This is a genomic window from Aerococcus sp. HMSC062A02 (genome assembly GCF_001809535.1).
GTDB lineage: Bacteria > Bacillota > Bacilli > Lactobacillales > Aerococcaceae > Aerococcus.
In genome coordinates, this window is sequence record NZ_KV797921.1 from 126432 (window position 1) to 146733 (window position 20302).

Consider the following 20302-nt stretch of genomic DNA (forward strand, 5'->3'; position numbering starts at 1 on the left):
GTGTCCAAGTGGTTAAACGTATTGGCGTTTTAACAAGTGGTGGTGACGCACCAGGGATGAATGCCGCCATTCGTGCTGTCGTTAGAAAAGCAATCTACGACGGCAACGAGGTTTATGGTATCCGCTATGGCTTTCGTGGACTAGCAGAAGGCGATATCTATCAAATGGGTATTGATGATGTCGGCAACTTGCTGTCGCGCGGGGGGACCATGCTGTACACGGCGCGCTATCCTGAATTTGCTGAGAAAGAAGGACAGGAGAAGGCCATTGCGCAATTAAAGAAATTTAAGATTGATTCTTTAATTGTAATCGGTGGGGACGGTTCCTTCATGGGAGCCAAAGCCCTTAGTGAGCACGGTTTTCCAACGGTTGGTATTCCTGGGACGATTGATAATGATATTGCAGGGACTGATTTTACCATTGGTTTCGATACAGCCTGCAATACCGTCATCGAGGCAGTCGATAAGATTCGGGATACAGCTACCAGTCATGAGCGGACCTTCATTATTGAAGTGATGGGGCGTAATGCTGGAGATATTGCCCTCTGGACCGGTATTTCTTCAGGGGCTGAGAAGGTAATTATTCCTGAAATTGGCTTTGATATGGACCAAATTGTGGAAGATATCAAGGCAGGCCGTGAGCGGGGTAAGAAGCATATCATTATTATTCTCGCTGAAGGCGTGATGTCTGCTAATAAATTCATGGATAAGCTCTCGACTTACGGAAACTTCCACAGCCGGGCAACGGTGCTCGGTCACATGCAGAGAGGGGGCGCCCCTTCCGCACGCGACCGTGTCCTTGCAACCATGTTTGGCTTTAGGGCTGTAGAGCTCTTGAACCAAGGTCACTCAGGTATCTGCTTGGGCATCCGTGGCAATGATATTGTCTATGGCGATATTTCGGAAGTCTTGAACCGAGAAACCCACACCCCATTGATGGAATTGTATGAAATTAATGGTGACATTTCCTATTAAGTCGCTTATAATGTCTATTCGTTCAAAGGATTAAAGCAAAAAAGGAGAACAAAAATGCAAAAGAACACTAAAATTGTTTGTACTATTGGCCCAGCTTCTGAGTCAGTTGAAACCTTAGTTCAATTAATGGAAGCGGGCATGAACGTTGCTCGTTTGAACTTCTCACACGGTTCGCATGAAGAACATGAAGCCCGGATTAAGAACATCCGTGAAGCTGCCAAACAAAGCGGCAAGCGGGTTGCCCTCTTATTGGACACAAAGGGGCCTGAAATCCGTACCCACAATATGGTTAACCATGAACCTGTTTTACTTGAAAAAGGTACTACCGTTTCCATCTTTTCAAGTGAAGTGGAAGGGGACGCAAGCAAGTTCTCAATTACTTACCCAGAATTGATTGATGATGTTCACGTTGGTTCACATATCTTAGTCGACGATGGTCTGGTTGACTTACTGGTTACTGACATTAACAAAGCCGATGGTGAAATTGTAACTGTTGTAGAAAACAGCGGGATCATCAAAGACAAGAAGGGCGTCAATGTACCAGGCGTTTCAATCAATTTACCTGGGATTACGGATAAAGACGAAGCAGATATTCGCTTCGGTTTGGAACAAGGCATTGATTTTATTGCGGCTTCCTTTGTTCGTAAACCAGAAGACATCCTTGAAATCCGCGAAATCTTAGAAGAAACTGGCAATGAAGATGTTCAAATCCTGCCTAAGATCGAAAACCAAGAAGGCGTGGACAATATTAAAGAAATTATGAACGTTTCCGATGGTTTAATGATTGCCCGCGGGGACTTAGGGGTTGAAATTCCTGTAGAAACTGTTCCAATCGCTCAAAAAGATATGATTGAACTCTGCAATAGCTTGGGTAAACCAGTCATTACAGCTACCCAAATGTTAGATTCCATGCAACGGAACCCACGTCCAACGCGTGCTGAAGCGTCAGACGTTGCCAATGCTATCTACGACGGTACCGATGCGATTATGTTATCTGGTGAAACAGCTGCAGGGGACTATCCTGTTGAAGCCGTTCAAACTATGAATCGGATTGCTTTAGCAACTGAAGCTCAAATCGCTGCACACTCAGAAGGTGTTTTACCTAACCATGTGGAACGTGGTGACCATGCCCAATTAGACGTGGCCGAAGCTATCAGCCAATCCGTTGCTTATACAGCAAGCAACTTGGGCATCCGTACCATTGTTGCTGCCACAGATTCTGGTTTTACTGCTAAAATGATTTCTAAATACCGTCCAAATGCGACAATCTTGGCTTTAACCTTCTCTGAAAGCCGCGCCAATAAGCTCATGCTTTCGAGTGGGGTAGAACCAATTGTAGCTGAACGTCCAGCAACAACTGATGACATGATGATCTTAGCTGCTAACTTAGCCAAGGAAAATGGCTATGCCCAAGACGGCGACAAGATCTTAGTAACTGCTGGTGTTCCTGTCGGTGAACGTGGCACAACTAACTTAATGAAGATCCAAATCGTTGGCCGTCAAATCGTTCGCGGCCAAGGTATCGGGGAAAATTCTGCTGTCGGTCACGTTGTCTTAGCTAAGGACGCGAAAGAAGCTAACGAAAAAGTAACGGCTAATTCTGTCCTTGTTGTGAAGACAACAGATGAATCATACAACGATGCCATTAGCAAAGCGAAGGCAGTTATCGTTGAAGAAGGCGGCGTAACGAGCCATGCTGCAGTACTTGGCATTAACACCAATACCCCAGTCATCGTAGGGGCTGAAGGTGCAGTTGCAGAAGTGACTGAAGGTCAATTAGTCACCGTCGATGCCCGTCGTGGTGTCGTTTATGAAGGCGGCGACGCTTAATTAAGCTGAAACTAGATTGAGAATTTTGCTTGTTGGATTAACCAATGAGCAAAATTCTTTTTTTTATAAGATCAGGTCGAGCGCTCAGAGCTTAAAGTATGCTAGAATAGAAAGCGTATGAAATTGGATACGATTCGACCAATGAAAGAGGTAGACCATGAATAAATATTTAGGAAGCCTGGTGACAGGCATTGTTACCGATGAGAACGACAAACACTTTTTTGTGCAAAAAGATGGCTTGTCCTACCGCTTAGACAGAGACCAAGCTGGATCGCTCAAAATGGGTGACAGCATTCGCGGCTTCGTTTATGAGAACAGCCACAAGCAATTGTGCATGACCCTGGACCTGCCTGATGTCCGCCAAGACCGCTACGGTTGGGGAGAAGTCACTTCTGTTAAACAAGATTTAGGGGTCTTTTTGGCTATTGGCTTGCCGGATAAGGACATGGTTTTATCCCTGGATGACCTCCCACAAGAGAAGCATCTGTGGCCTAAAAAAGGCAGTAAGCTCTTTGTGCGCTTGGAAGTGGACAAGAAGGACAGGGTCTGGGCTAAACTTGCGGACGACCAGGTCTTCCAACAAATCTCCAAGCGTTTGTCCCCCCATACTTCGACTTGGAATAATAAAACGGTGAAAGCTCGGGTTTACCGCTGTAAGTTTGTGGGGACCTATCTTTTGACAGAAGACTACTACCAGGCCTTTATCCATGAGAGTGAACGCTATGAAGAGCCCGCTCTGGGTGAGGAAGTGACCGCCCGGGTGATCGGTGTGGGCCAGCACGGCAACTTAAACCTGTCCCTTAAACCGCAAGCCTACCAGGTCATCAATGAAGATGCTCAAATGATTCAGGCTATCCTGGAAAGGCAACCAGACCACTTCCTACCTTACAATGATAAGAGCCGGCCGGAAGATATTCGTAAGTTCTTCAACCTTTCCAAGGCCCAGTTTAAACGTGCCCTCGGCCATCTGATGAAAGAGGGGATCCTGCGCCAGGACCAGGCAGGGATTTATTTAGTAAACAAAGGGGATGAGGACTAGTGGGGACAGACCAATTTCAAGAGCTGAAGGCTTCGGTTCAAGCTTCTGGATTTAAGCTGACGCCCCAACGTCAGAGCACCCTACAGGTATTGATTGAGCAAAGCGACCAGTTGCTGAGTGCCGAACAAATCTATATGTACACCCGGGAAAAGAATGAATCGATCGGTCTGGCCACTGTCTACCGGACCTTGGAGATCTTAACATCCATCCAGGTGGTCAGCAAGGTCATGGGCAGCGAAGGACTGGCCTACTACAGCCTCATCAACCGGCAATCCCAGCATGCTCCCCACCACCTGGTCTGCATCCATTGTGGTCGAATAATTGAAATCAACGAGGACCTCCTGGACGCTGTAGAAAAAGAAGTCGAAAAAAACTTCCACTTCAAGGTGACTAACCACCACTTGGTCATCCACGGTCTCTGCCAGGACTGCCAAGAAGGAGACTTGCCCTATGACGAATAAGGAACTTTTGGAAGATTTTCTGATGACACTCAAGGTAGAAGCAGGTTTATCGAATAACACTATCAAGAGCTATGCCAATGATATCCGGGGCTTGGATACTTGGATGGAGGACCAAGGCTTTAGCCATTACAAGGACCTAGATCGCACAGATATCCGAGCCTTTCTCAAGTTCAAGAGCGACCAAGGACAGAAGACGACTACCCTCAGCCACTTACTGTCAAGCTTGCGGCGTTTCTTTTCTCACTTATTGTTGAACGGACAGATTGACCAGAATCCCGTCGACCAGATTGCCATGCCCAAGAAACGGCAGACCCTGCCCACTGTCTTAAGCATGGATGAAGTGGACCGCTTGCTCCAGGCCCCAGATATCGGGACACCCCTAGGACTTAGAGACCGGGCCATGCTGGAGCTCCTCTATGCTTCGGGCCTTCGTGTGAGTGAGCTCGTCCATCTCAAAGTGACGGATATCCATCCAGAATTAGGCTTCCTCCAGAGTCTGGGCAAGGGGGACAAGGAGCGGATTGTGCCCCTGGGGGAAGTGGCTGCTGATTGGATTGGCCGCTACCAGGACTATGCCCGCGACCAACTGCTCAAGGATAAGGATTCGGAGATCTTATTCCTAAACCACCACGGAAAGGGGATCAGCCGTCAAGGGGTGTGGAAGCGCATCAAGGCCTATGTCCAAGAAGTCGGTATCCAAAAAAATGTGAGCCCCCACACCCTCCGCCACTCCTTTGCGACCCATATTCTTGAGAATGGGGCGGATTTGCGGGTCGTCCAAGAATTACTTGGCCATAGCGATATTTCCACGACTCAAATTTATACCCACATCCATGCTCCCCATCTCAAAGAAATTTATGCTAAGTCCTTCCCACGGTCTTAAATGCACTAAAAAAGCCTTAAAGTAAACAGCTTGCCTGTTTCACTTTAAGGCTTCTTTATTTGCCCTAGGGCTTATTAATTTCCAGATTATCTAAGTTAAGGTCTGGAGCAACACTGGCAAAGTCTTTGTCAGTGGAATATTTCAGTTCTTTCGTTTCGCCATTCTTCAGGACGTCAATTTTTTCGCTTTGCTTATCCACTTCATTGCCATCCTTATCGAGGAATTTGATGGTGATGGTGAAGTTGGCTAAGTCCGCCCCTGTAGTATTGGATAATTGACCGCTGATATTGGTTTGGCCATTTGCATCCTTGCTCCCTTGGAAGCTCAGTTTATTGAGGTCTTCTTGGAATTTCTTCAGGATATCGGTTCGCTCCTCAGCCTTGGCCTTGTCTTTCTTAATCTGTTCACGGTCTAAGGCTAGGTCATCTTCCGAGCCCTCAGGTAGGACATAACGCTTGTCTTTGGAGAGCTCCTTGAGATAGCCCACCCGCTTGTCATAGTGGTTAAGATAGTTTTCAAGGTCGTCATAGCCCAATTGGTCCGTGTCTAGGGCTTCAAGACAGGCTCTAACTTCTTTGAGATAATTTTGAACCGTTTGACCGAGTTCAGGATCTTCGAAATCAGCATTTTCATACTTTTCTAGGCCCTTTAATTCCGTTTCAAAGATTGCCTTGAAGGACTTGGTGATATCATTTTCCTTTTCCACTTTCTTCATAGTTTCCGTCCGATCCTGCCAGGTTGAGGCCAGGTCGGCGAAGAAGGCGTCGTCCGTCTTTTGGACTTGGGAACAGCCGCCTAAGAAAATAAACAAGGCCAAGCCGATGATGGATAAGAATTTACGCATTAGGAATAACCTCCACTTCTTTATGTATTATATTAACAGAAAATGCAATAAAGGGTTAATATTTTCCTTTAAATTTCTGCTTTTTCCTAAGCTCTGTTAAAATAGAAGCAGAGCTTGAATCGATGAACTGAGAAAGGGTGGTATCATGGAAAAAATAGAACAATTGCAAGCATTAATTGATAAGAGTCAACATCTGGTCTTTTTCGGTGGGGCAGGGGTGTCAACTGAGAGTAGTATCCCCGATTTTCGCTCCTCTGAGGGGCTCTATAGCAGGGACCAAGGGGTACAGATTCCGGCCGAAGAGGTGATTTCCCACCATTACTTTATGGCCCATCCAGAAGAATTCTTTGCTTTTTATTTCGAACACCTGGTCTTCCCTGAGGCGAAGCCCAATCCTGCCCATCGCTACCTGGCGGACTTGGAGGATAGAGGAAAGGATGTAACGGTCATTACTCAAAACATTGATGGCCTCCACCAGAAGGCTGGTAGCCAGCGGGTGTTTGAATTACATGGGTCCGTTTGGCGCAATTACTGTATGGACTGTGGCCAGGCTTATGCCTATGAAGACTTGCATAAGGACCGAGACGGGATTCCTCGCTGCGAAAAAGATCAGGGCATCGTGCGGCCAGATATCGTGCTCTATGAAGAGGGTTTAGATTCCTCTGTCCTCCAAGCTGCTGTCCAGGCCTTGCAAGAGGCGGATTTGCTGATTATTGCTGGGACTTCCCTGGTCGTTTATCCGGCAGCGGGCTTGATTAATTATTACGGCGGCAAAGACCTGGTCTTAATTAATAAAAGCCCCCTCCAAGTGGCTCAGAAGCAATCACTCACTGTCTTCCAAGACCGGGTAGGCCGGGTCTTTAGCGCTCTGGATTAGCTTGGTCGTTGGCTAGAACTTCTTGCTGGCGTTCGCGGGATAGGCGCATGATTTTCTGGTAGAGCTTTTGGACACTGTCAGCATTGGCTGGATTCTTTAAGCCTTTTTGAACATTCTCGATCACGGCTTGTTCCCGGTCAGCTACGAAGATATCCGCCCCCTGAGCGGCTTTGAGTCGGGCAATTTCTTCACTGACTTTGAGCCGGTCTTCATAGAGGGCAACAATTTGCTGGTCAATCTGGTTAATTTTCTTTCTTTCTTGGTCTAGGGACATGCTTTCACTCCTTATGATTTACTGCATTTTACTTAATTATAGATAAAATTTTGAGTTCTGACAATTAGCAGAACTAGAAAGGTAATGATGAATTTATTATTTGCTATTGACCATCACTTTGTCGATCAAATGTTGACGACCCTTACTTCGGTGATAGAGAACAGCAAGGAAGCGGTTGAGGCCGTCTATATTTTGACTAAGGGAGACTTAGCGGGGAAAGAAGCGATCCAAAGTCTGACGGCTAAGTTTGCCATCGACCTCCACTTGATCAATATGGAGGAGGCCGACTTTAGCCAGGCCCCTGTTTCTAAACGCTATCCGGAAACCATTTACTACCGGCTTTTGGCCCAAGACTTCTTACCGGACCATTTAGATCGGATCCTCTACCTGGATGCAGATATCCTCTGCATCAATGACTTGTCAGAGCTCTACCACTTAGACCTGGCTGACCACCTATATGCGGCGGCTAGCCATTCCCGTCTCACCAGGCTTTCGGATGACTTTAATCGGCTTCGTTTACAGCGAGAGGACGGGGGCTCCTACTATAATTCAGGAGTGCTCTTGATGAATCTGCCGGTCCTTCGAGCCCAGGTGCGTGCGGATGACATTTACCGCTACATTGCTTCCCATTACTTCCAGCTCTTCTTACCGGACCAGGATGTTCTCAATGCCCTCTATGGCCACCAGGTCTATGCCTTGCCCGACCAAATTTATAATTACGACATGCGTTACCAGAAGACCTATGAACTGATTTCAGCGGGGGCATGGGATGACCAGTGGGTGATTGCCCATACGGCTCTCTTGCATTTCTGTGGCAAGCGCAAGCCCTGGGAGGCCCATGCAAGCGATAAATTTGCTCTTCTCTACCAGCACTATTGGCAGCGGATGCACCGCCACTTAAGCCAAGAAAGCTTGTAAGAATTGCAAGATCTGTGATAATATGTTAGAGTTTCGTTAATTAAATTTTGACTTTTAGATTGGGAGATAACATATGCTAACACCATATATTCCAAAGTATAAAAAAGTAGCAATGGGTTTACTCTCTTATATTCCGCGTTTTAAGGACTATGAGGAGATGAGTAATGAAATTACCAAAATCGAATCCGGCTACCGGTCCTTATACCTCTACAGGGACCAGGCATCCGATAACTACCATGCCTTGATTGCTTTTGATGAAGACTTGGATAGCCAAAGCATTATTTTGCGCTATGTGGCGGTGACGCCTTCTTTTAGGGGTGAGGGCTTGGTTTCGCAGATGATAACGGAACTCAGTGAGCTTTTTCCCCAGCGTAATTTCTCAGCTTCAATTGAGATGTCGGATTTTTTCAAGAAATGGAATCTTGAGATGCGCCAGGCTAAAGGCAAGCATTCAGCAGAGGAAGTGTCAGACCTTTAATGGAAGAAAATAAGCAGCTTGAAGACTATCCAGCCTCTGCTTTGAGGCTGGATTTAGCTAGTTTTGAAGGGCCCTTGGACCTGCTTTTGCACTTGATTAAGACCCTTGAAGTGGATATCTTTGATATTCCCATTGTCTTGGTTACGGAGCAGTATTTGGCCTACTTGGAGGCAATGAAGGAATTGGAACTGGACCTGGCCAGTGAGTACTTGGTTATGGCGGCGAGCCTGATTGAAATTAAGTCGAAGATGATGCTGCCAAAGCCCAAGAAAGAAGCGACAGAAGAGGAAGAAGATCCCCGCGAAGACCTGGTCCAGCAATTATTGACCTACCAGCAATACCAGAATGTGAGCAAGCTCTTGGAAGAGAAGCAGGAGGCCCGGCAACTGGAGTATCCCAAGGCAGCTAGCGACTTATCCGCCTATCAGACCAAGCTCCCCTTAGCAAAAGGGGCTTTCGACCAAGATGACTTACTGGCGGCCTTACGTAAAATGATGCGCCGCTTGAAGAGCCAGGCCCCTTTGGAACGCCAAGTGCAAGCAGAGACTTACTCTGTCCAGGAAGCCATGGATGACCTGCTCCAAGCTTGTCCTCATGGTCGGGTAATTTCTTTTTATGACTTGATCGTGGATGGCCCGTTGACCCGCGAACGGATCGTGACACTCTTCTTGGCCCTTCTACAACTGGTCAAAGCTGCGAACTTGTCCTTTGCCCAGACTTTGGGCCAGGCCGATATTGAGATCAAACGAAATGAGGTGGGGGAATGAGAGCCATGCAGGCCATTGAAAGTTTATTGTTTGTTGCCGGTGACCAAGGCTTGGACCTAGAAGAATTGGCTCAATTGCTCGACTTGTCCATCGACCAGACCCGCTATGCCCTTTTGAAATTGGCTGAGAAATACCAGGCGGACCAGCAGTCTGCTTTGAAGCTATCTTGGGTCAACCAGCGCATCCAGCTCGTTACTAAATCAGAGCTAGCGGATGTGGTCAAGTCTTATGCTCTGTCGCCTTTCTCGGTTAAGCTATCGCAAGCGGCCCTGGAAACTTTGGCCATCATTGCCTACCAGGCCCCTATCACGCGGATGGAGATCGATGATATCCGGGGAGTCCAGTCCTCAGCCATGATTCAGAAACTCCTCCAGCATGACCTGATTGAAGAACAAGGCCGTAAAGAAGGTCCTGGCCGGCCCATCATCTATGGAGTGAGCGATTACTTCTACCAATATTTTGGTCTGTCTTCCTTAGATGAACTACCGGACCTCACTAGGCTCAAGACGGATGAGACAGAGGAGGCTGAACAGACGGCTTTATTTGATGCAGGAGAGCTCGCTGACAACAGTGTGGAGATATAATTTGCTTAAAGGAGATTGAGCTATGGAAAGATTACAGAAAGTCATTGCACATGCAGGCGTGGCTTCACGCCGACAAGCGGAAAAGTTAATTACAGCTGGCCGGGTGAAGGTCAATGGCGAGACGGTGGTGGAATTGGGGATCAAGGTGAGTCGCCACGACCGGGTGGAAGTGGATGAGGTTCCAATCTACAAGGAAGAACCCAAGTACTTTGTCCTCAACAAGCCGACGGGCGTCATTTCAGCAGTGGAAGATGACCGTGGGCGCCCTTGTGTGACCGACTATTTCCCAGATGTGGAAGAGCGGATTTATCCGATTGGCCGCTTGGACTATAACACGAGTGGCCTCTTGCTCTTAACCAATGATGGGGAATTTGCTAACCTCCTCATGCACCCCAGTCACGAGGTGGCTAAGGGTTATATCGCCAAGGTCAACGGCATTCCAACCCGCGACGACCTCCGCCGCTTGGAGAAGGGGGTCATTATTGACCGCAAGAAGACGGCCCCAGCCAAGGCACGGATGATTAAGACGGAAGAAGCCAAGGACTATGCTGTGGTTGAATTAGTCATCCACGAAGGCCGCAACCGCCAAGTCCGTAAAATGTTCGACGCCATCGGTCATTCCGTACAAAAATTGCGCCGTGAATTCTATGGGAATATCTACCTGGATGATCTGCGGCCCGGTCAATCCCGTGTCCTCCTGCCCTTTGAGGTCCAACAGCTCAAAGACTTGGCAGAAGATGGAAAGGAGAAGTAGTTGTGAAGGCTAAAAGATTAATGTTTATAGCGATTATGGGAGCACTGGCTTATCTCTTAATGTTCTTTGCCTTTCCCATTCTTTTCGCCTTGCCGTTCTTAAAGATTGACTTCTCAGATATCCCGCTCTTATTAACGACCTTCCTCTATGGTCCCCTGTCCGGTGCTCTAGCAGCCTTGATCCGGACCCTGCTCCACTATATCCAAACTGGTGGGGATGCGGGTTACCCAATTGGCGACTTGGCCAGCTTCTTAGCTAGCCTGGCCTATATCTTACCGATTTACTATTTCCTGCGGGGTCACTTAGGAACCATCAAGGCTAAAGATCGCCAACTAGCTTGGTCGAGACTCCTCTTAACTTATGGCTCGGCGACCCTATCGTTGACCCTAGTGATGGTCGCTTTGAACTATTTTGTGCTAGCGCCTTTCTATTCGGCAGTGATGAATTTTCCAATTAATGACATGGTCCAATACCTACTCATGGGCATTGTGCCCTTTAACCTCGTCAAGGGGATCTTGGTATCTATCGTCGCTCACTTCTTCCTCAGACGCCTCCTACCGATCTTGGATCGTTGGTTGTAGAGCTTGTAGAGGAAGAGGGCAGACAAAGAAAAAGCTTTCCGTTATAATGGAACTGAAAGGTCCCATAACGGAAAGCTTTTTTAATTTTTGACCCGCTGGATAGCGCCTGTCGGACAGTGGGTGAGGGCCTGGCGGAAGGCCTCGACTTGATCGTCTGGAATCTGGGCTCGGTAAGCCTGGTCTGCGTTTTTGAAGTAAGCGATGCCTTCATCGTCATAGTCGAAGATTTGCTCGGCTTTGAGCTGGCAAATCCCGCAGGCAATGCAGGCTTCGGGAATAATTTGTCCTTGCATCATCAATCACCTTTCTGGAGGGAGTCGCGTGAACGAAATTCTTGTCAAAGTTATCACTAGCTGTCAGGGCCTGGCGCCGAATTCGACCTACCAAGTGTTGGTTGGCAAGCGGACGCCATCAACCCTCTACTTTGCGAAAAAGCATCAATTGGAGGCTTATTTTGGTCTTTTCCCCCAGCTCAAGAAGTCTGACTGGGGCCAGGTTTTAGCCCAGCAAGCGAGTCGTCAGGATTATTCTAACACAAAGCCTTCTTTCTTGGCAGACCTGCTTGATTACCGCCAGGGCATGGTCTTCCCCCAAAACCGGCAGAAACGCTATGAGGCCTACTTGCTTCTCGTCCAAGCTGCCTCCCAGCTGGCTTATGGCCAGAAGCGCTATGTGACGGTGACCCAAGACTGGGAAGTCCAGCAATTTGTGAAAGCCTATTTTAGCCAGCTAAGGATTCAGGGACGGGAGGCCTTTACTGCTTCATTTTACCAGGAATGGGCACGGCTTTTAGAAGACTGGCCTCAGGACAAGGCTGATTTCTTGCTCAGTCAATTTTCAGGACACGACCTCCCCGCTTTGGCGGCTGAGGATTGGTTAGATGTATTGCAGGGCCAGGAATTTACCTTGGCCCGACATTTTGTTTTAGGGCGCTTGGACCAGGCCCTTGAAACAGCAGAGGCTTGTCCTTATCTTATTTATTTCAAAAAAGGACTCAACCGGCGCTTCCCTGCCTGGAAGTCTTCTGCTGATCTGACCTTGAAAGGCTTGGACCAGGGAGCTAGCCTAGCGGAAGTCCAGGCCAGGAGGGGACTCAAAGCCTCGACACTGGCCGATCATTTGATTGAAGTGGCTATCTTTGACTGTGACCGTTTCTTGCCCGACCTGAGCCGAGCTCTGGGGAAAGCCCCTGAAAGCTTCTATGAGGAAAAAGCTCCAGAAGACTTTGCCTCTTTCCAGGATCAATATGGGGACCAGGCATTTTGGCTCTACCGGGTCTGGCAGATTGCTAATCTTGAAGCAGAAGGGGGGGACTTCGCTCGTGCGTGATTTTAAGCAGGAATTACGGACTTATTTTGGCTTGGACACCTTTAGACCCGGTCAACTAGAAGCCTTGGAGGCTTTGGAAGCCGGCAAGCAGGTCATGGCCTTGATGCCAACTGGGGGCGGAAAATCCTTGATCTACCAACTCTTTGCCCAGGGCAAGTCTGGACTAACGGTCATTGTATCTCCTTTGATTGCCTTGATGCAAGACCAATTGGCCCAGCTTCAGCTCGGCGGTTTTAAAGGAGCCATGGCCTTAAATAGTGCGCTTAGGCCCCAAGCCTTCAACCAGGCCTTGACCCAGCTAGGGGACTATCGTTTTCTTTTCTTATCGCCAGAGATGATCCAACAAGGACGAGTCAAAGACCGGCTCCGGCAACTAGCGATTGACCTCTTTGTGGTGGATGAGGCCCATTGTATCCTCCAATGGGGGGTAGACTTTCGGCCCGAATATTCCCAGCTCAAAGCCCTCCGCCAAGACTTGGGCCGTCCCCTAACCCTAGCTCTGACCGCAACGGCCAGCCCGGCTGAACTTGGGACCATTCAGACCTACCTCTTTGACCCTGAAGAGAAAGTCAAGACGGTGAAACTCCCTCTGGACCGCCCCAATATCTTCTACGATTGTGAGCTCTTGGATGCGGCGGACAAGTTTGAATTTCTCGGTCAAAAATTGAGCCACTTACCTAAACCTGGTATCGTCTACGTCCACCAAAAAGCCGAACTCGAAGCACTGAGTCAGACTTTTCGGTCCCAGGGTCTGAATGTGGCAGCCTACCATGCTGACCTTCCGGATAGCCAACGTTTTGCTATCCAGGAACAATTTCTGAACCATAGCTTGGATGTGATTTTTGCCACGTCAGCCTTCGGAATGGGGATTAACCAGGCAGACTTGCGCTTTGTTATCCACTACCACCTGCCTTTTTCTTTGAATGAATTGAGTCAGGAGAGCGGCCGCGCCGGTCGCGACCGCAAGCAGGCTTACCACTTGATCTTAGTGGACCAGGAAGAGAAGCGGCGCATGCTTTACTTTAGGCAACATCCAGAAGAAGAGGCCGACAACTTCTTAGCTTTGTTAGCTCATAGTTTTAAGATGACTGACCGCCAACTTTCCCAACTTTCCCACGGGCTTGACCAGGGAGTCAGCGCCCGGCTTGACTTTTACCGTTTTCATTTTAATGATTTTGACCAGGCTAAGGCTCACTATCAGGCTTATATCAAGAAGAACCAGCTAGCCCTAGACCATCTACTGGCTCTAGTTGAAGGGGAGACCTGTTTGAGACAAGGGCTTCTGGCCTATTTCCAAAGTGGGGAAGAGGGAGAAAAACCTGCTTTTTGTTGCAGCCGCTGCCAGCCTAACTTTGAATCTTTGGCCCCCTGGCAGGCTTACTTGGCATCTGGACAGGCGGCCAAAAAGGCGGGGCGTCCGAACTGGCAAGAACGTTTGGACCAACTATTTAACCGCAAGTGAGCGAGGAATTTAAATGACTTTTCAGCTATAAAGTGATACAATTTTTTTAAATGAATTGGAAAGGATTGACCCGTTATGAGCTTACGCGATAAGTTTAATCAGTTTAGAAAGCGCCCTTCAGATGATTTGGACCAGGAGGACTTCGACTACGACGCTTATGATGAAGTCGATGACTATGACTACGAAGACCTAGGAGATGACCCTGAAACGAGTGAATTTACTGATGAGGCCGACCAGAATTTTGGTGAATACGAGAACCTGAAGAAACGCCAATATTCCCGTTCAGCCCGCAATCCCAAGGGCCATGATGAGAAGATCTCACCCTTTGCTAAAGTCTTGACCTTCATCCTCTTAGTGATGGTGATTGTGCCTTTGATCATTACGGTCTACACCGCTAACCAGAAGAAGACGGTTGAACCCCAATCAACCGACCAAGTGATGGTGTCCAAGACCCAGAATGTTTCCGCTAGCAAGGCTGAGGAAGAGAGCCGGAAGAAGGCTTCGGAGTCCAAGGCTAAAGAAGAAGCCGATAAGAAGTCAGCCTCTATCGCTTCCTCAGAACAAGCGGAGAGCGCTAACCAAGCTAGTCAGTCAGCAGCAGCTTCAGCTAGCATCGCAGCTCAGCAACAACAAGCTGCCCAAGCTTCCGAACGTGCTTCCTTGGCCCAGTCTTCGGCTAATGCCCAACAGAACCAACAAGGGCAAAATACTGCTGGGACTTCTGGCACCTATACCGTTCAAGCAGGGGACAACCTCTACCGGATTGCTGTTAACCATGGCATGACCTTGGACCAATTACTCCAAGCTAATGGCCTGAGTGCAAATTCGAATATTGCCCCAGGTACCGTCCTTAGGGTACAGTAATGCGGAAAGGAGCGCCTGAATTGACTCAAAATTTCCAAATTGCGATTGACGGACCAGCTTCTTCGGGCAAGTCGACCTTGGCTAAACGCCTGGCCCAACACTATGGTTATATTTACTTGGATACTGGGGCCATGTACCGCTGTCTAAGTTTAGCCGCTAGCCGGGCTGGGATTGCACCAGAAGAGGAAAAGACCTTAAAAAAACTCTTGGAGGAAATTGAGATTTCCTTTCAAGCTTCAGACCAGGGCCAGTTGGTCTATCTGAACGGCGAAGAGGTGACTCGGGCGATTCGTGAGGACCAGGTATCTAACCTGGTCTCTTATTATGCAGCCATTCCCTTGGTTCGCCAGGAATTAGTTAAGCGCCAGCAAGAGATTGCTAGCTGTGCGGCAGGGATCGTCATGGATGGCCGGGACATTGGGACAGTGGTCCTGCCCCAGGCCCAAGTCAAGATTTACTTGATCGCTTCCGTTCATGAGCGAGCCAAGCGTCGCTATCTCGAGAACCAGGACTGCCACTATTCAGACCAAAGCCTGGAAGAAATTGAAGAAGAAATCCGCCAGCGGGACCATTATGACATGAACCGGGAGGAAAGCCCTTTGCGCCCAGCCCTTGATGCGGTCCATGTCGACAGCTCAGAATTGACCATCGAAGAGGTCCAAGAGCGTTTAATTACCATTATCGACGAAAAAAAGCGTGAGAAAGCTGAAAATATTTAGTGGATCGCTTGTTTTATTAAGGCAAACATGGTAAAATCAACGTTGTAACACTGGTCTCTTGACTGGTGGCTAGTACTTTAGGAGAGGATACAATATATGTCAAACGAATTTGAAGCACAAAATCATGAAGTAGAAGAAACAGAGGCAATGCCATCAATGGAAGATGTCCTTGATCAAACCTTGGACGTTAAAATTGGCGACACTGTTAATGGTGAAGTTTTAACCATCGATGAAAACAACCAATTAATCGTAGGGATCGAAGGCGCCGGCGTTGAAGGCGTTGTGCCATTCCGCGAAATCTCATCAACACCTATCGACAATGTTGAAGACGTAGTTAAAATTGGCGACGTCATTGAATTGGTTGTTGTTAAACAAATCAAAGAAAAAGAAAACGGTTCTTTCTTACTCTCACGCCGTCGCGTTGAAGCTAAGAAGATCTGGAAAGAACTTGAAGAAAAAGCTGAAAACGACGAAACAATCACTGTTCCCGTTAAGAAAGTGGTTAAGGGTGGTTTAGTTGTTGACGCTGGCGTTCGTGGTTTCATTCCTGCTTCAATGGTAGAAGATCACTTTGTTAAGGACTTCACTCCTTACAAAGACAAAGAATTAGAAGTTAAAATTGTGGAAATCGATCCTGCTGAAAACCGCTTGATCCTATCCCACAAAGAAATTGCTGCTGAAAAGGCTGCTGCTGAACGTGCTGAAAAATTAGAGCAATTCGAAGCTGGTCAAACTGTTACTGGTACAGTTGCTCGTTTAGCTAACTTCGGTGCCTTTATCGATTTAGGCGGCATTGACGGTTTAGTTCACATTTCACAAATTGCTCACCATCACGTGAAGCATCCTTCAGATGTTTTAACTGTTGGCGAAGAAGTAGACGTGAAGATCTTATCTGTTGATGAAGACCGCGGTCGTATTTCACTTTCAATTAAGGAATTGGTTCCTGGACCATGGGAAGATATCGAAGAAAAAGCGCCTAAGGGTGCCGTATTAGATGGTGTTGTACGCCGTCTTGTTGACTTTGGTGCCTTCGTTGAAGTATTCCCAGGCGTTGAAGGTTTAGTTCACATTTCACAAATTGCGCATGAGCATGTGAATACACCAGCTGATAAATTATCAGAAGGTCAAGAAGTACAAGTTAAAGTGCTTGATGTGGACCCAGAAGAAAACCGCTTATCATTAAGTATCAAAGCCTTAGAAGAAGCACCTGCTAAAGAAGAAGGCGCTGACCGTGACCACAAACCACGTGCTAAGAAATCTCGTCCAGCACGTAAGAATAACCGTGGCCAAGCTGCACGTCAAAACCAAGCAGCTGAAGAAGATACAGGCTTTACTTTTGGCGACTTATTAGGCGACCAATTAAAAGGATTAGACCTTAGCGACGAAGACTAATCTAAAGATAATGAGTTGAAAATAGAGGCTTGAGCAAAATACTTTATTTTGCCAGCCTTTATTTTTTTATCAGAAAGAAAGTTGTTTAAAGGAGGTTTTTAAATGGCTAATTTAACCATTGCGATTGTGGGACGGCCCAATGTTGGTAAGTCGACCATCTTTAACCGCTTGGCGGGGGACCGGATCTCCATTGTGGAAGATACGCCTGGCGTCACCCGCGACCGGATCTATGCCCATGCGGAGTGGCTAGGCCGACGCTTGAATATTATTGATACCGGTGGGATTGACTTTTCCAATGAATCCTTCCAGGACAAGATTCGCGCCCAAGCAGAGATTGCTATGGAAGAAGCAGACGTGATTGTCATGCTGACCAATGTCCGCGATGGCGTGACCGACACCGATGAAATGATTGCCCAATTGCTCTACCGGACCAATAAGCCCGTTATCTTGGCAGTCAATAAGGTGGACAATGCGGAACAACGGGCGAATATCTATGACTTCTATTCCCTAGGTTTAGGCGATCCTGTGCCAATTTCAGGTGCCCACGGTTTGGGCTTGGGTGAGCTCTTAGAGACGGCATTGAAGCTCAGCCCCCAGGAACCAGACCAGGGCCCTGTGGATGATACCATTTCCTTTGCAGTGATTGGACGGCCAAATGTGGGCAAGTCCTCGATTGTGAACGCCATGCTCGGGGAAGAGCGGGTTATTGTCTCTAATATTGCTGGAACGACCCGCGATGCCGTCCATACCCAGTTCACAGTGGACAAGCAGAAATATCGGATTATCGATACAGCTGGCTTGCGCAAGCGGGGGAAGGTCTACGAAAAAACGGAAAAATATTCGGTCCTTCGTTCGATGCGCGCCATTGAAGAAGCCGATGTGGCCCTCCTCGTTTTGAATGCTGAAGAGGGAATCCGCGACCAGGATAAGAATATTGCGGGCTATGCCCATGAAGCGGGGCGTGGCTTGATTATCGTTGTCAACAAGTGGGATGCTCTTAAGAAGGATAATCACACGATGAAAGAATTCGAAGCCGAAATCCGTGCCCACTTCCAATTCATCGACTATGCACCGATTGTCTTTGTTTCAGCTAAGACCAAGCAACGCCTCCACCAATTACCGGAACTAATTAAGCACGTTCATGAGAACCACCAACGCCGGATCCAATCCTCACTTCTCAATGATGTCTTAAACCGGGCCATTACCATTAACCCAGCGCCTTCAGACAAGGGGCGCAAATTGAGAGTCTATTACCTGACCCAGGTGGCTACAGCTCCTCCTTGCTTTGTTGCTTTCGTTAATGATGTTGATCTGATGCACTTCTCCTATGAACGCTTCCTCGTGAATCAAATCCGAGAATCCTTCGATTTTGAGGGGACACCGATCAAATTAATTACCCGTGAAAGAAAGTAAAAGAGACATAAACTTTATCTAATTTACCTAGAAAAACATTGTAGTGACAAGGCTTCTGTGGTATCCTTAGAATGGATTATCTAAGTAGATAGAGAAATCCTAAAAATGTTTTTCAATAAACATTCCGATAATCTTTATCGGAGGAGGTGAACTAAATTGGCAAATAAAGCAGACTTAGTACAAAGTGTTGCTAACGCAGTTGGAGATTCAAAGAAAAATGTGACTCCAGTAGTTGATGCAGTTTTTGAATCCATCCAAGCTTACCTTGAAGAAGGTGAAAAAGTACAAATCATCGGCTTCGGTAACTTCGAAGTTCGTGAACGTGCAGCACGTAAAGGACGTAATCCACAAACAGGTGAAGAAATCCAAATCGCAGCAAGTAAAGTACCTGCCTTCAAACCAGGTAAAGGCTTGAAAGACGCTGTTAAAGGAAATTAATCTCGTCAAAGAGTAGTAAAAGTCAGGTCTTCGGACCTGGCTTTTTATTTTTACTAGTCGCTTCAAGGACTTATCCTTGGGTTGGGCGAACAGTATGCTAAAATATAGCGGAGGAGGAATGCGCATGCAGACTGAAAAAAATATTAGCCGCTTGCTTCAAGCGATTCGCTTGCAGGACCAAGCGGGTATCGAGACATGCTTGGAAGACTTGCAAGCTAACTTCCAGGATTACAGCCAAGACCAGCTCTTAGACCTGATTGAGGCGGTCCGGACCCTAGGTGACTTGACCAGCTTGCTTAAGATTTATGACTTGGCCCAGGAGGCAGAGCCAGGTAATTTGGAATGGCAGCTCCTGAAGGCAGAGGCCAAGATTGACCAAGGCGCTTACGCGGAAGCTATCGATGACCTGCTGGCCTTAGGTGACGGCCACCCTTACCAGGTGGAGGCCCTCTTGATGCAGGCAGATGCTTATCAAATGCTGTCACTGCCAGAAGTGAGCATGGTCAAACTCCAGGAAGCCCAGGCCCTGGCCCCAGATGAAGCAGTCATTCGTTACGGGATTGCCCAATTGAAGTTTGACCAGGGAGACTTCCAATCCGTCTTATTGGACTACCGTCAACTCTTGGATGATGAAGAATTGCCGGACCCAATTCGCGAGAAAGTAGAAGAGAACTATCTTTTTGCCCAGACCGCTGTGGGTAACTTTGATGAAGCCTTGGACCGGCTCCAAAGCAAGAACCCGGAAGAGCGGACGGAGGCTGAAGAGAAGCAATTGGGCCTGCTTTATGCCCTGAACGAAGACTATGAGAAGGCCCAGGGGATCCTGGAATCCTTCTATCTCGAAGACCGATTGACTGCCAAGGAATTGGCCCTCTATGCGGAAGTGAAAGAGGCCTTCCACGAAGACGATGAAGCGCTCAGGATGCTGACCTCTGCCCTTAACAGCCAACCCTTTGATGCGGACTTGTGGGGCCAGCGGGCAAGACTCTACCAGAAGCTCGGTCAAAGTGACCAAGCCCTAGCTGACGCCCAGCAAGCCCTGGCCTTAGACCCTGACTATACGACCATGCATGAACTCATCCTCCACGGCTATCTAGCAGCGGAGGATGGTCAAGCCGCCTTGGACCAGGTCCAAGCTATGCCGGTCGAATCCTATCAGTCGGGCGAATTGGCCTGGCTCGTTGCCCGGACCTATGACTTAAACGAAGACTTCGCTAAGGCCCACGACTACTATCAAAAAGCTTATCCTGACTTAAAAGGAGATGCTAGCTTTGTATATGACTACTTGCGCTTTATGCGTGAAGAGGGCGACCAAGAAGCGATCACACACTTATTAGCTGACCGGCCTGAACTCAAGTCCGACCCGTCCTTCTATCCCTTCTTATCGGACCAAGATATGGGTGAATATTTCTAGGAATAAA

At 47.9% G+C, this 20302-nt stretch carries 23 protein-coding genes; 20 read left to right on the forward strand and 3 right to left on the reverse strand.

Annotated features, from left to right (window positions below; translation table 11 throughout):
- Positions 1 to 56: 56 nt before the first annotated feature.
- From pfkA to xerD, 5 genes are all read left to right on the forward strand, one after another.
- Positions 57 to 974, forward strand: a complete 918-nt coding sequence (pfkA, locus tag HMPREF2626_RS04125; protein ID WP_067976491.1) for a 6-phosphofructokinase — start codon at positions 57 to 59, stop codon at positions 972 to 974.
- Positions 975 to 1028: 54 nt separating this feature from the next.
- Positions 1029 to 2804: a pyruvate kinase gene (gene pyk, locus HMPREF2626_RS04130; RefSeq protein ID WP_070617828.1), complete on the forward strand. Its 1776-nt coding sequence runs from the start codon at positions 1029 to 1031 to the stop codon at positions 2802 to 2804.
- Positions 2805 to 2961: 157 nt separating this feature from the next.
- On the forward strand, positions 2962 to 3843 hold the full coding sequence (locus HMPREF2626_RS04135) for a CvfB family protein (RefSeq protein WP_070617830.1): 882 nt from the start codon (positions 2962 to 2964) through the stop codon (positions 3841 to 3843).
- Entirely contained in the window at positions 3843 to 4304 is a 462-nt protein-coding gene (locus tag HMPREF2626_RS04140) for a Fur family transcriptional regulator (protein WP_067971942.1), read from the forward strand. Before HMPREF2626_RS04135 ends, HMPREF2626_RS04140 begins: the two co-directional genes overlap by 1 nt.
- Positions 4294 to 5187: a site-specific tyrosine recombinase XerD gene (gene xerD / locus HMPREF2626_RS04145; protein WP_070617833.1), complete on the forward strand. Its 894-nt coding sequence runs from the start codon at positions 4294 to 4296 to the stop codon at positions 5185 to 5187. The genes HMPREF2626_RS04140 and xerD overlap by 11 nt, the downstream gene beginning before the upstream one ends.
- A 64-nt stretch (positions 5188 to 5251) precedes the next feature.
- On the opposite strand, the gene HMPREF2626_RS04150 is transcribed toward xerD, so the two are convergent.
- The gene (locus tag HMPREF2626_RS04150) at positions 5252 to 6031 is read right to left on the reverse strand and encodes an FxLYD domain-containing protein (protein ID WP_070617836.1); all 780 of its coding nucleotides are present in this window, start codon (positions 6029 to 6031) and stop codon (positions 5252 to 5254) included.
- A 145-nt stretch (positions 6032 to 6176) separates the two neighbouring features.
- Here HMPREF2626_RS04150 and HMPREF2626_RS04155 point away from each other — a divergent pair, with 145 nt between their 5' ends.
- A complete protein-coding gene (locus HMPREF2626_RS04155; RefSeq protein ID WP_083294334.1) occupies positions 6177 to 6908 on the forward strand; it encodes an NAD-dependent protein deacylase in 732 nt (243 codons plus the stop codon).
- Here HMPREF2626_RS04155 and HMPREF2626_RS04160 read toward each other — a convergent pair.
- A complete protein-coding gene (locus HMPREF2626_RS04160; protein ID WP_070617842.1) occupies positions 6892 to 7182 on the reverse strand; it encodes a chorismate mutase in 291 nt (96 codons plus the stop codon). The two genes, HMPREF2626_RS04155 and HMPREF2626_RS04160, sit on opposite strands and share 17 nt — an antisense overlap.
- A gap of 87 nt (positions 7183 to 7269) precedes the next feature.
- On the opposite strand from HMPREF2626_RS04160, the gene HMPREF2626_RS04165 reads away from it, so the two are divergent.
- From HMPREF2626_RS04165 to HMPREF2626_RS04190, 6 genes are all read left to right on the forward strand, one after another.
- Entirely contained in the window at positions 7270 to 8100 is an 831-nt protein-coding gene (locus tag HMPREF2626_RS04165; RefSeq protein WP_070617845.1) for a glycosyltransferase family 8 protein, read from the forward strand.
- Positions 8101 to 8173: 73 nt separating this feature from the next.
- Entirely contained in the window at positions 8174 to 8578 is a 405-nt protein-coding gene (locus HMPREF2626_RS04170; RefSeq protein WP_070617847.1) for a hypothetical protein, read from the forward strand.
- A complete protein-coding gene (locus HMPREF2626_RS04175) occupies positions 8578 to 9345 on the forward strand; it encodes a segregation and condensation protein A (protein WP_070617850.1) in 768 nt (255 codons plus the stop codon). The genes HMPREF2626_RS04170 and HMPREF2626_RS04175 overlap by 1 nt, the downstream gene beginning before the upstream one ends.
- Positions 9342 to 9929 carry an SMC-Scp complex subunit ScpB gene (gene scpB / locus HMPREF2626_RS04180; RefSeq protein WP_070617854.1) on the forward strand — a complete coding sequence of 196 codons (588 nt, stop codon included), beginning with the start codon at positions 9342 to 9344 and terminating at the stop codon, positions 9927 to 9929. The genes HMPREF2626_RS04175 and scpB overlap by 4 nt, the downstream gene beginning before the upstream one ends.
- Before the next feature lie 22 nt (positions 9930 to 9951).
- Positions 9952 to 10683 carry a pseudouridine synthase gene (locus tag HMPREF2626_RS04185; RefSeq protein WP_070617856.1) on the forward strand — a complete coding sequence of 244 codons (732 nt, stop codon included), beginning with the start codon at positions 9952 to 9954 and terminating at the stop codon, positions 10681 to 10683.
- 2 nt (positions 10684 to 10685) lie between these two features.
- Positions 10686 to 11264 (forward strand): ECF transporter S component, encoded by a 579-nt coding sequence (locus HMPREF2626_RS04190; RefSeq protein WP_230080880.1) that lies wholly within the window; start codon positions 10686 to 10688, stop codon positions 11262 to 11264.
- An 80-nt stretch (positions 11265 to 11344) separates the two neighbouring features.
- On the opposite strand, the gene HMPREF2626_RS04195 is transcribed toward HMPREF2626_RS04190, so the two are convergent.
- A complete protein-coding gene (locus HMPREF2626_RS04195; protein WP_230080846.1) occupies positions 11345 to 11560 on the reverse strand; it encodes a ferredoxin in 216 nt (71 codons plus the stop codon).
- Between the two features lie 25 nt (positions 11561 to 11585).
- Here HMPREF2626_RS04195 and HMPREF2626_RS10100 point away from each other — a divergent pair, with 25 nt between their 5' ends.
- The 8 genes from HMPREF2626_RS10100 (at position 11586) to HMPREF2626_RS04235 (ending at position 20295) form a co-directional block, all read left to right on the forward strand.
- A complete protein-coding gene (locus HMPREF2626_RS10100) occupies positions 11586 to 12593 on the forward strand; it encodes a YpbB family protein (RefSeq protein ID WP_070617859.1) in 1008 nt (335 codons plus the stop codon).
- Positions 12586 to 14055, forward strand: coding sequence for a RecQ family ATP-dependent DNA helicase (locus HMPREF2626_RS04205; RefSeq protein ID WP_070617862.1), 1470 nt, complete (start codon positions 12586 to 12588; stop codon positions 14053 to 14055). The genes HMPREF2626_RS10100 and HMPREF2626_RS04205 overlap by 8 nt, the downstream gene beginning before the upstream one ends.
- A 75-nt stretch (positions 14056 to 14130) precedes the next feature.
- Positions 14131 to 14919, forward strand: a complete 789-nt coding sequence (locus HMPREF2626_RS04210; RefSeq protein ID WP_067971907.1) for a LysM peptidoglycan-binding domain-containing protein — start codon at positions 14131 to 14133, stop codon at positions 14917 to 14919.
- Positions 14920 to 14939: 20 nt separating this feature from the next.
- Positions 14940 to 15638 (forward strand): (d)CMP kinase, encoded by a 699-nt coding sequence (cmk, locus tag HMPREF2626_RS04215; RefSeq protein ID WP_070617931.1) that lies wholly within the window; start codon positions 14940 to 14942, stop codon positions 15636 to 15638.
- Positions 15639 to 15734: 96 nt separating this feature from the next.
- Positions 15735 to 17030: a 30S ribosomal protein S1 gene (gene rpsA, locus HMPREF2626_RS04220; RefSeq protein ID WP_070617865.1), complete on the forward strand. Its 1296-nt coding sequence runs from the start codon at positions 15735 to 15737 to the stop codon at positions 17028 to 17030.
- A gap of 102 nt (positions 17031 to 17132) precedes the next feature.
- On the forward strand, positions 17133 to 18443 hold the full coding sequence (der, locus tag HMPREF2626_RS04225; protein ID WP_070617868.1) for a ribosome biogenesis GTPase Der: 1311 nt from the start codon (positions 17133 to 17135) through the stop codon (positions 18441 to 18443).
- Between the two features lie 156 nt (positions 18444 to 18599).
- Positions 18600 to 18881 (forward strand): HU family DNA-binding protein, encoded by a 282-nt coding sequence (locus HMPREF2626_RS04230; RefSeq protein ID WP_067971897.1) that lies wholly within the window; start codon positions 18600 to 18602, stop codon positions 18879 to 18881.
- 124 nt (positions 18882 to 19005) lie between these two features.
- Positions 19006 to 20295: a tetratricopeptide repeat protein gene (locus tag HMPREF2626_RS04235; protein WP_070617871.1), complete on the forward strand. Its 1290-nt coding sequence runs from the start codon at positions 19006 to 19008 to the stop codon at positions 20293 to 20295.
- The last annotated feature ends 7 nt before the right edge of the window (positions 20296 to 20302 follow it).

What these genes read in the sequence shown, in the direction of transcription:
- pfkA (WP_067976491.1), top strand. Translation starts at nt 57, where the DNA reads ATGAATGCCGCCATTCGTGCTGTCGTTAGAAAAGCAATCTACGACGGC.
- pyk (WP_070617828.1), top strand. Translation starts at nt 1,029, where the DNA reads ATGCAAAAGAACACTAAAATTGTTTGTACTATTGGCCCAGCTTCTGAG.
- HMPREF2626_RS04135 (WP_070617830.1), top strand. Translation starts at nt 2,962, where the DNA reads ATGAATAAATATTTAGGAAGCCTGGTGACAGGCATTGTTACCGATGAG.
- xerD (WP_070617833.1), top strand. Translation starts at nt 4,294, where the DNA reads ATGACGAATAAGGAACTTTTGGAAGATTTTCTGATGACACTCAAGGTA.
- HMPREF2626_RS04150 (WP_070617836.1), bottom strand. Translation starts at nt 6,031, where the DNA reads ATGCGTAAATTCTTATCCATCATCGGCTTGGCCTTGTTTATTTTCTTA.
- HMPREF2626_RS04155 (WP_083294334.1), top strand. Translation starts at nt 6,177, where the DNA reads ATGGAAAAAATAGAACAATTGCAAGCATTAATTGATAAGAGTCAACAT.
- HMPREF2626_RS04160 (WP_070617842.1), bottom strand. Translation starts at nt 7,182, where the DNA reads ATGTCCCTAGACCAAGAAAGAAAGAAAATTAACCAGATTGACCAGCAA.
- HMPREF2626_RS04165 (WP_070617845.1), top strand. Translation starts at nt 7,270, where the DNA reads ATGAATTTATTATTTGCTATTGACCATCACTTTGTCGATCAAATGTTG.
- HMPREF2626_RS04170 (WP_070617847.1), top strand. Translation starts at nt 8,174, where the DNA reads ATGCTAACACCATATATTCCAAAGTATAAAAAAGTAGCAATGGGTTTA.
- HMPREF2626_RS04175 (WP_070617850.1), top strand. Translation starts at nt 8,578, where the DNA reads ATGGAAGAAAATAAGCAGCTTGAAGACTATCCAGCCTCTGCTTTGAGG.
- scpB (WP_070617854.1), top strand. Translation starts at nt 9,342, where the DNA reads ATGAGAGCCATGCAGGCCATTGAAAGTTTATTGTTTGTTGCCGGTGAC.
- HMPREF2626_RS04185 (WP_070617856.1), top strand. Translation starts at nt 9,952, where the DNA reads ATGGAAAGATTACAGAAAGTCATTGCACATGCAGGCGTGGCTTCACGC.
- HMPREF2626_RS04195 (WP_230080846.1), bottom strand. Translation starts at nt 11,560, where the DNA reads ATGATGCAAGGACAAATTATTCCCGAAGCCTGCATTGCCTGCGGGATT.
- HMPREF2626_RS04210 (WP_067971907.1), top strand. Translation starts at nt 14,131, where the DNA reads ATGAGCTTACGCGATAAGTTTAATCAGTTTAGAAAGCGCCCTTCAGAT.
- rpsA (WP_070617865.1), top strand. Translation starts at nt 15,735, where the DNA reads ATGTCAAACGAATTTGAAGCACAAAATCATGAAGTAGAAGAAACAGAG.
- der (WP_070617868.1), top strand. Translation starts at nt 17,133, where the DNA reads ATGGCTAATTTAACCATTGCGATTGTGGGACGGCCCAATGTTGGTAAG.
- HMPREF2626_RS04235 (WP_070617871.1), top strand. Translation starts at nt 19,006, where the DNA reads ATGCAGACTGAAAAAAATATTAGCCGCTTGCTTCAAGCGATTCGCTTG.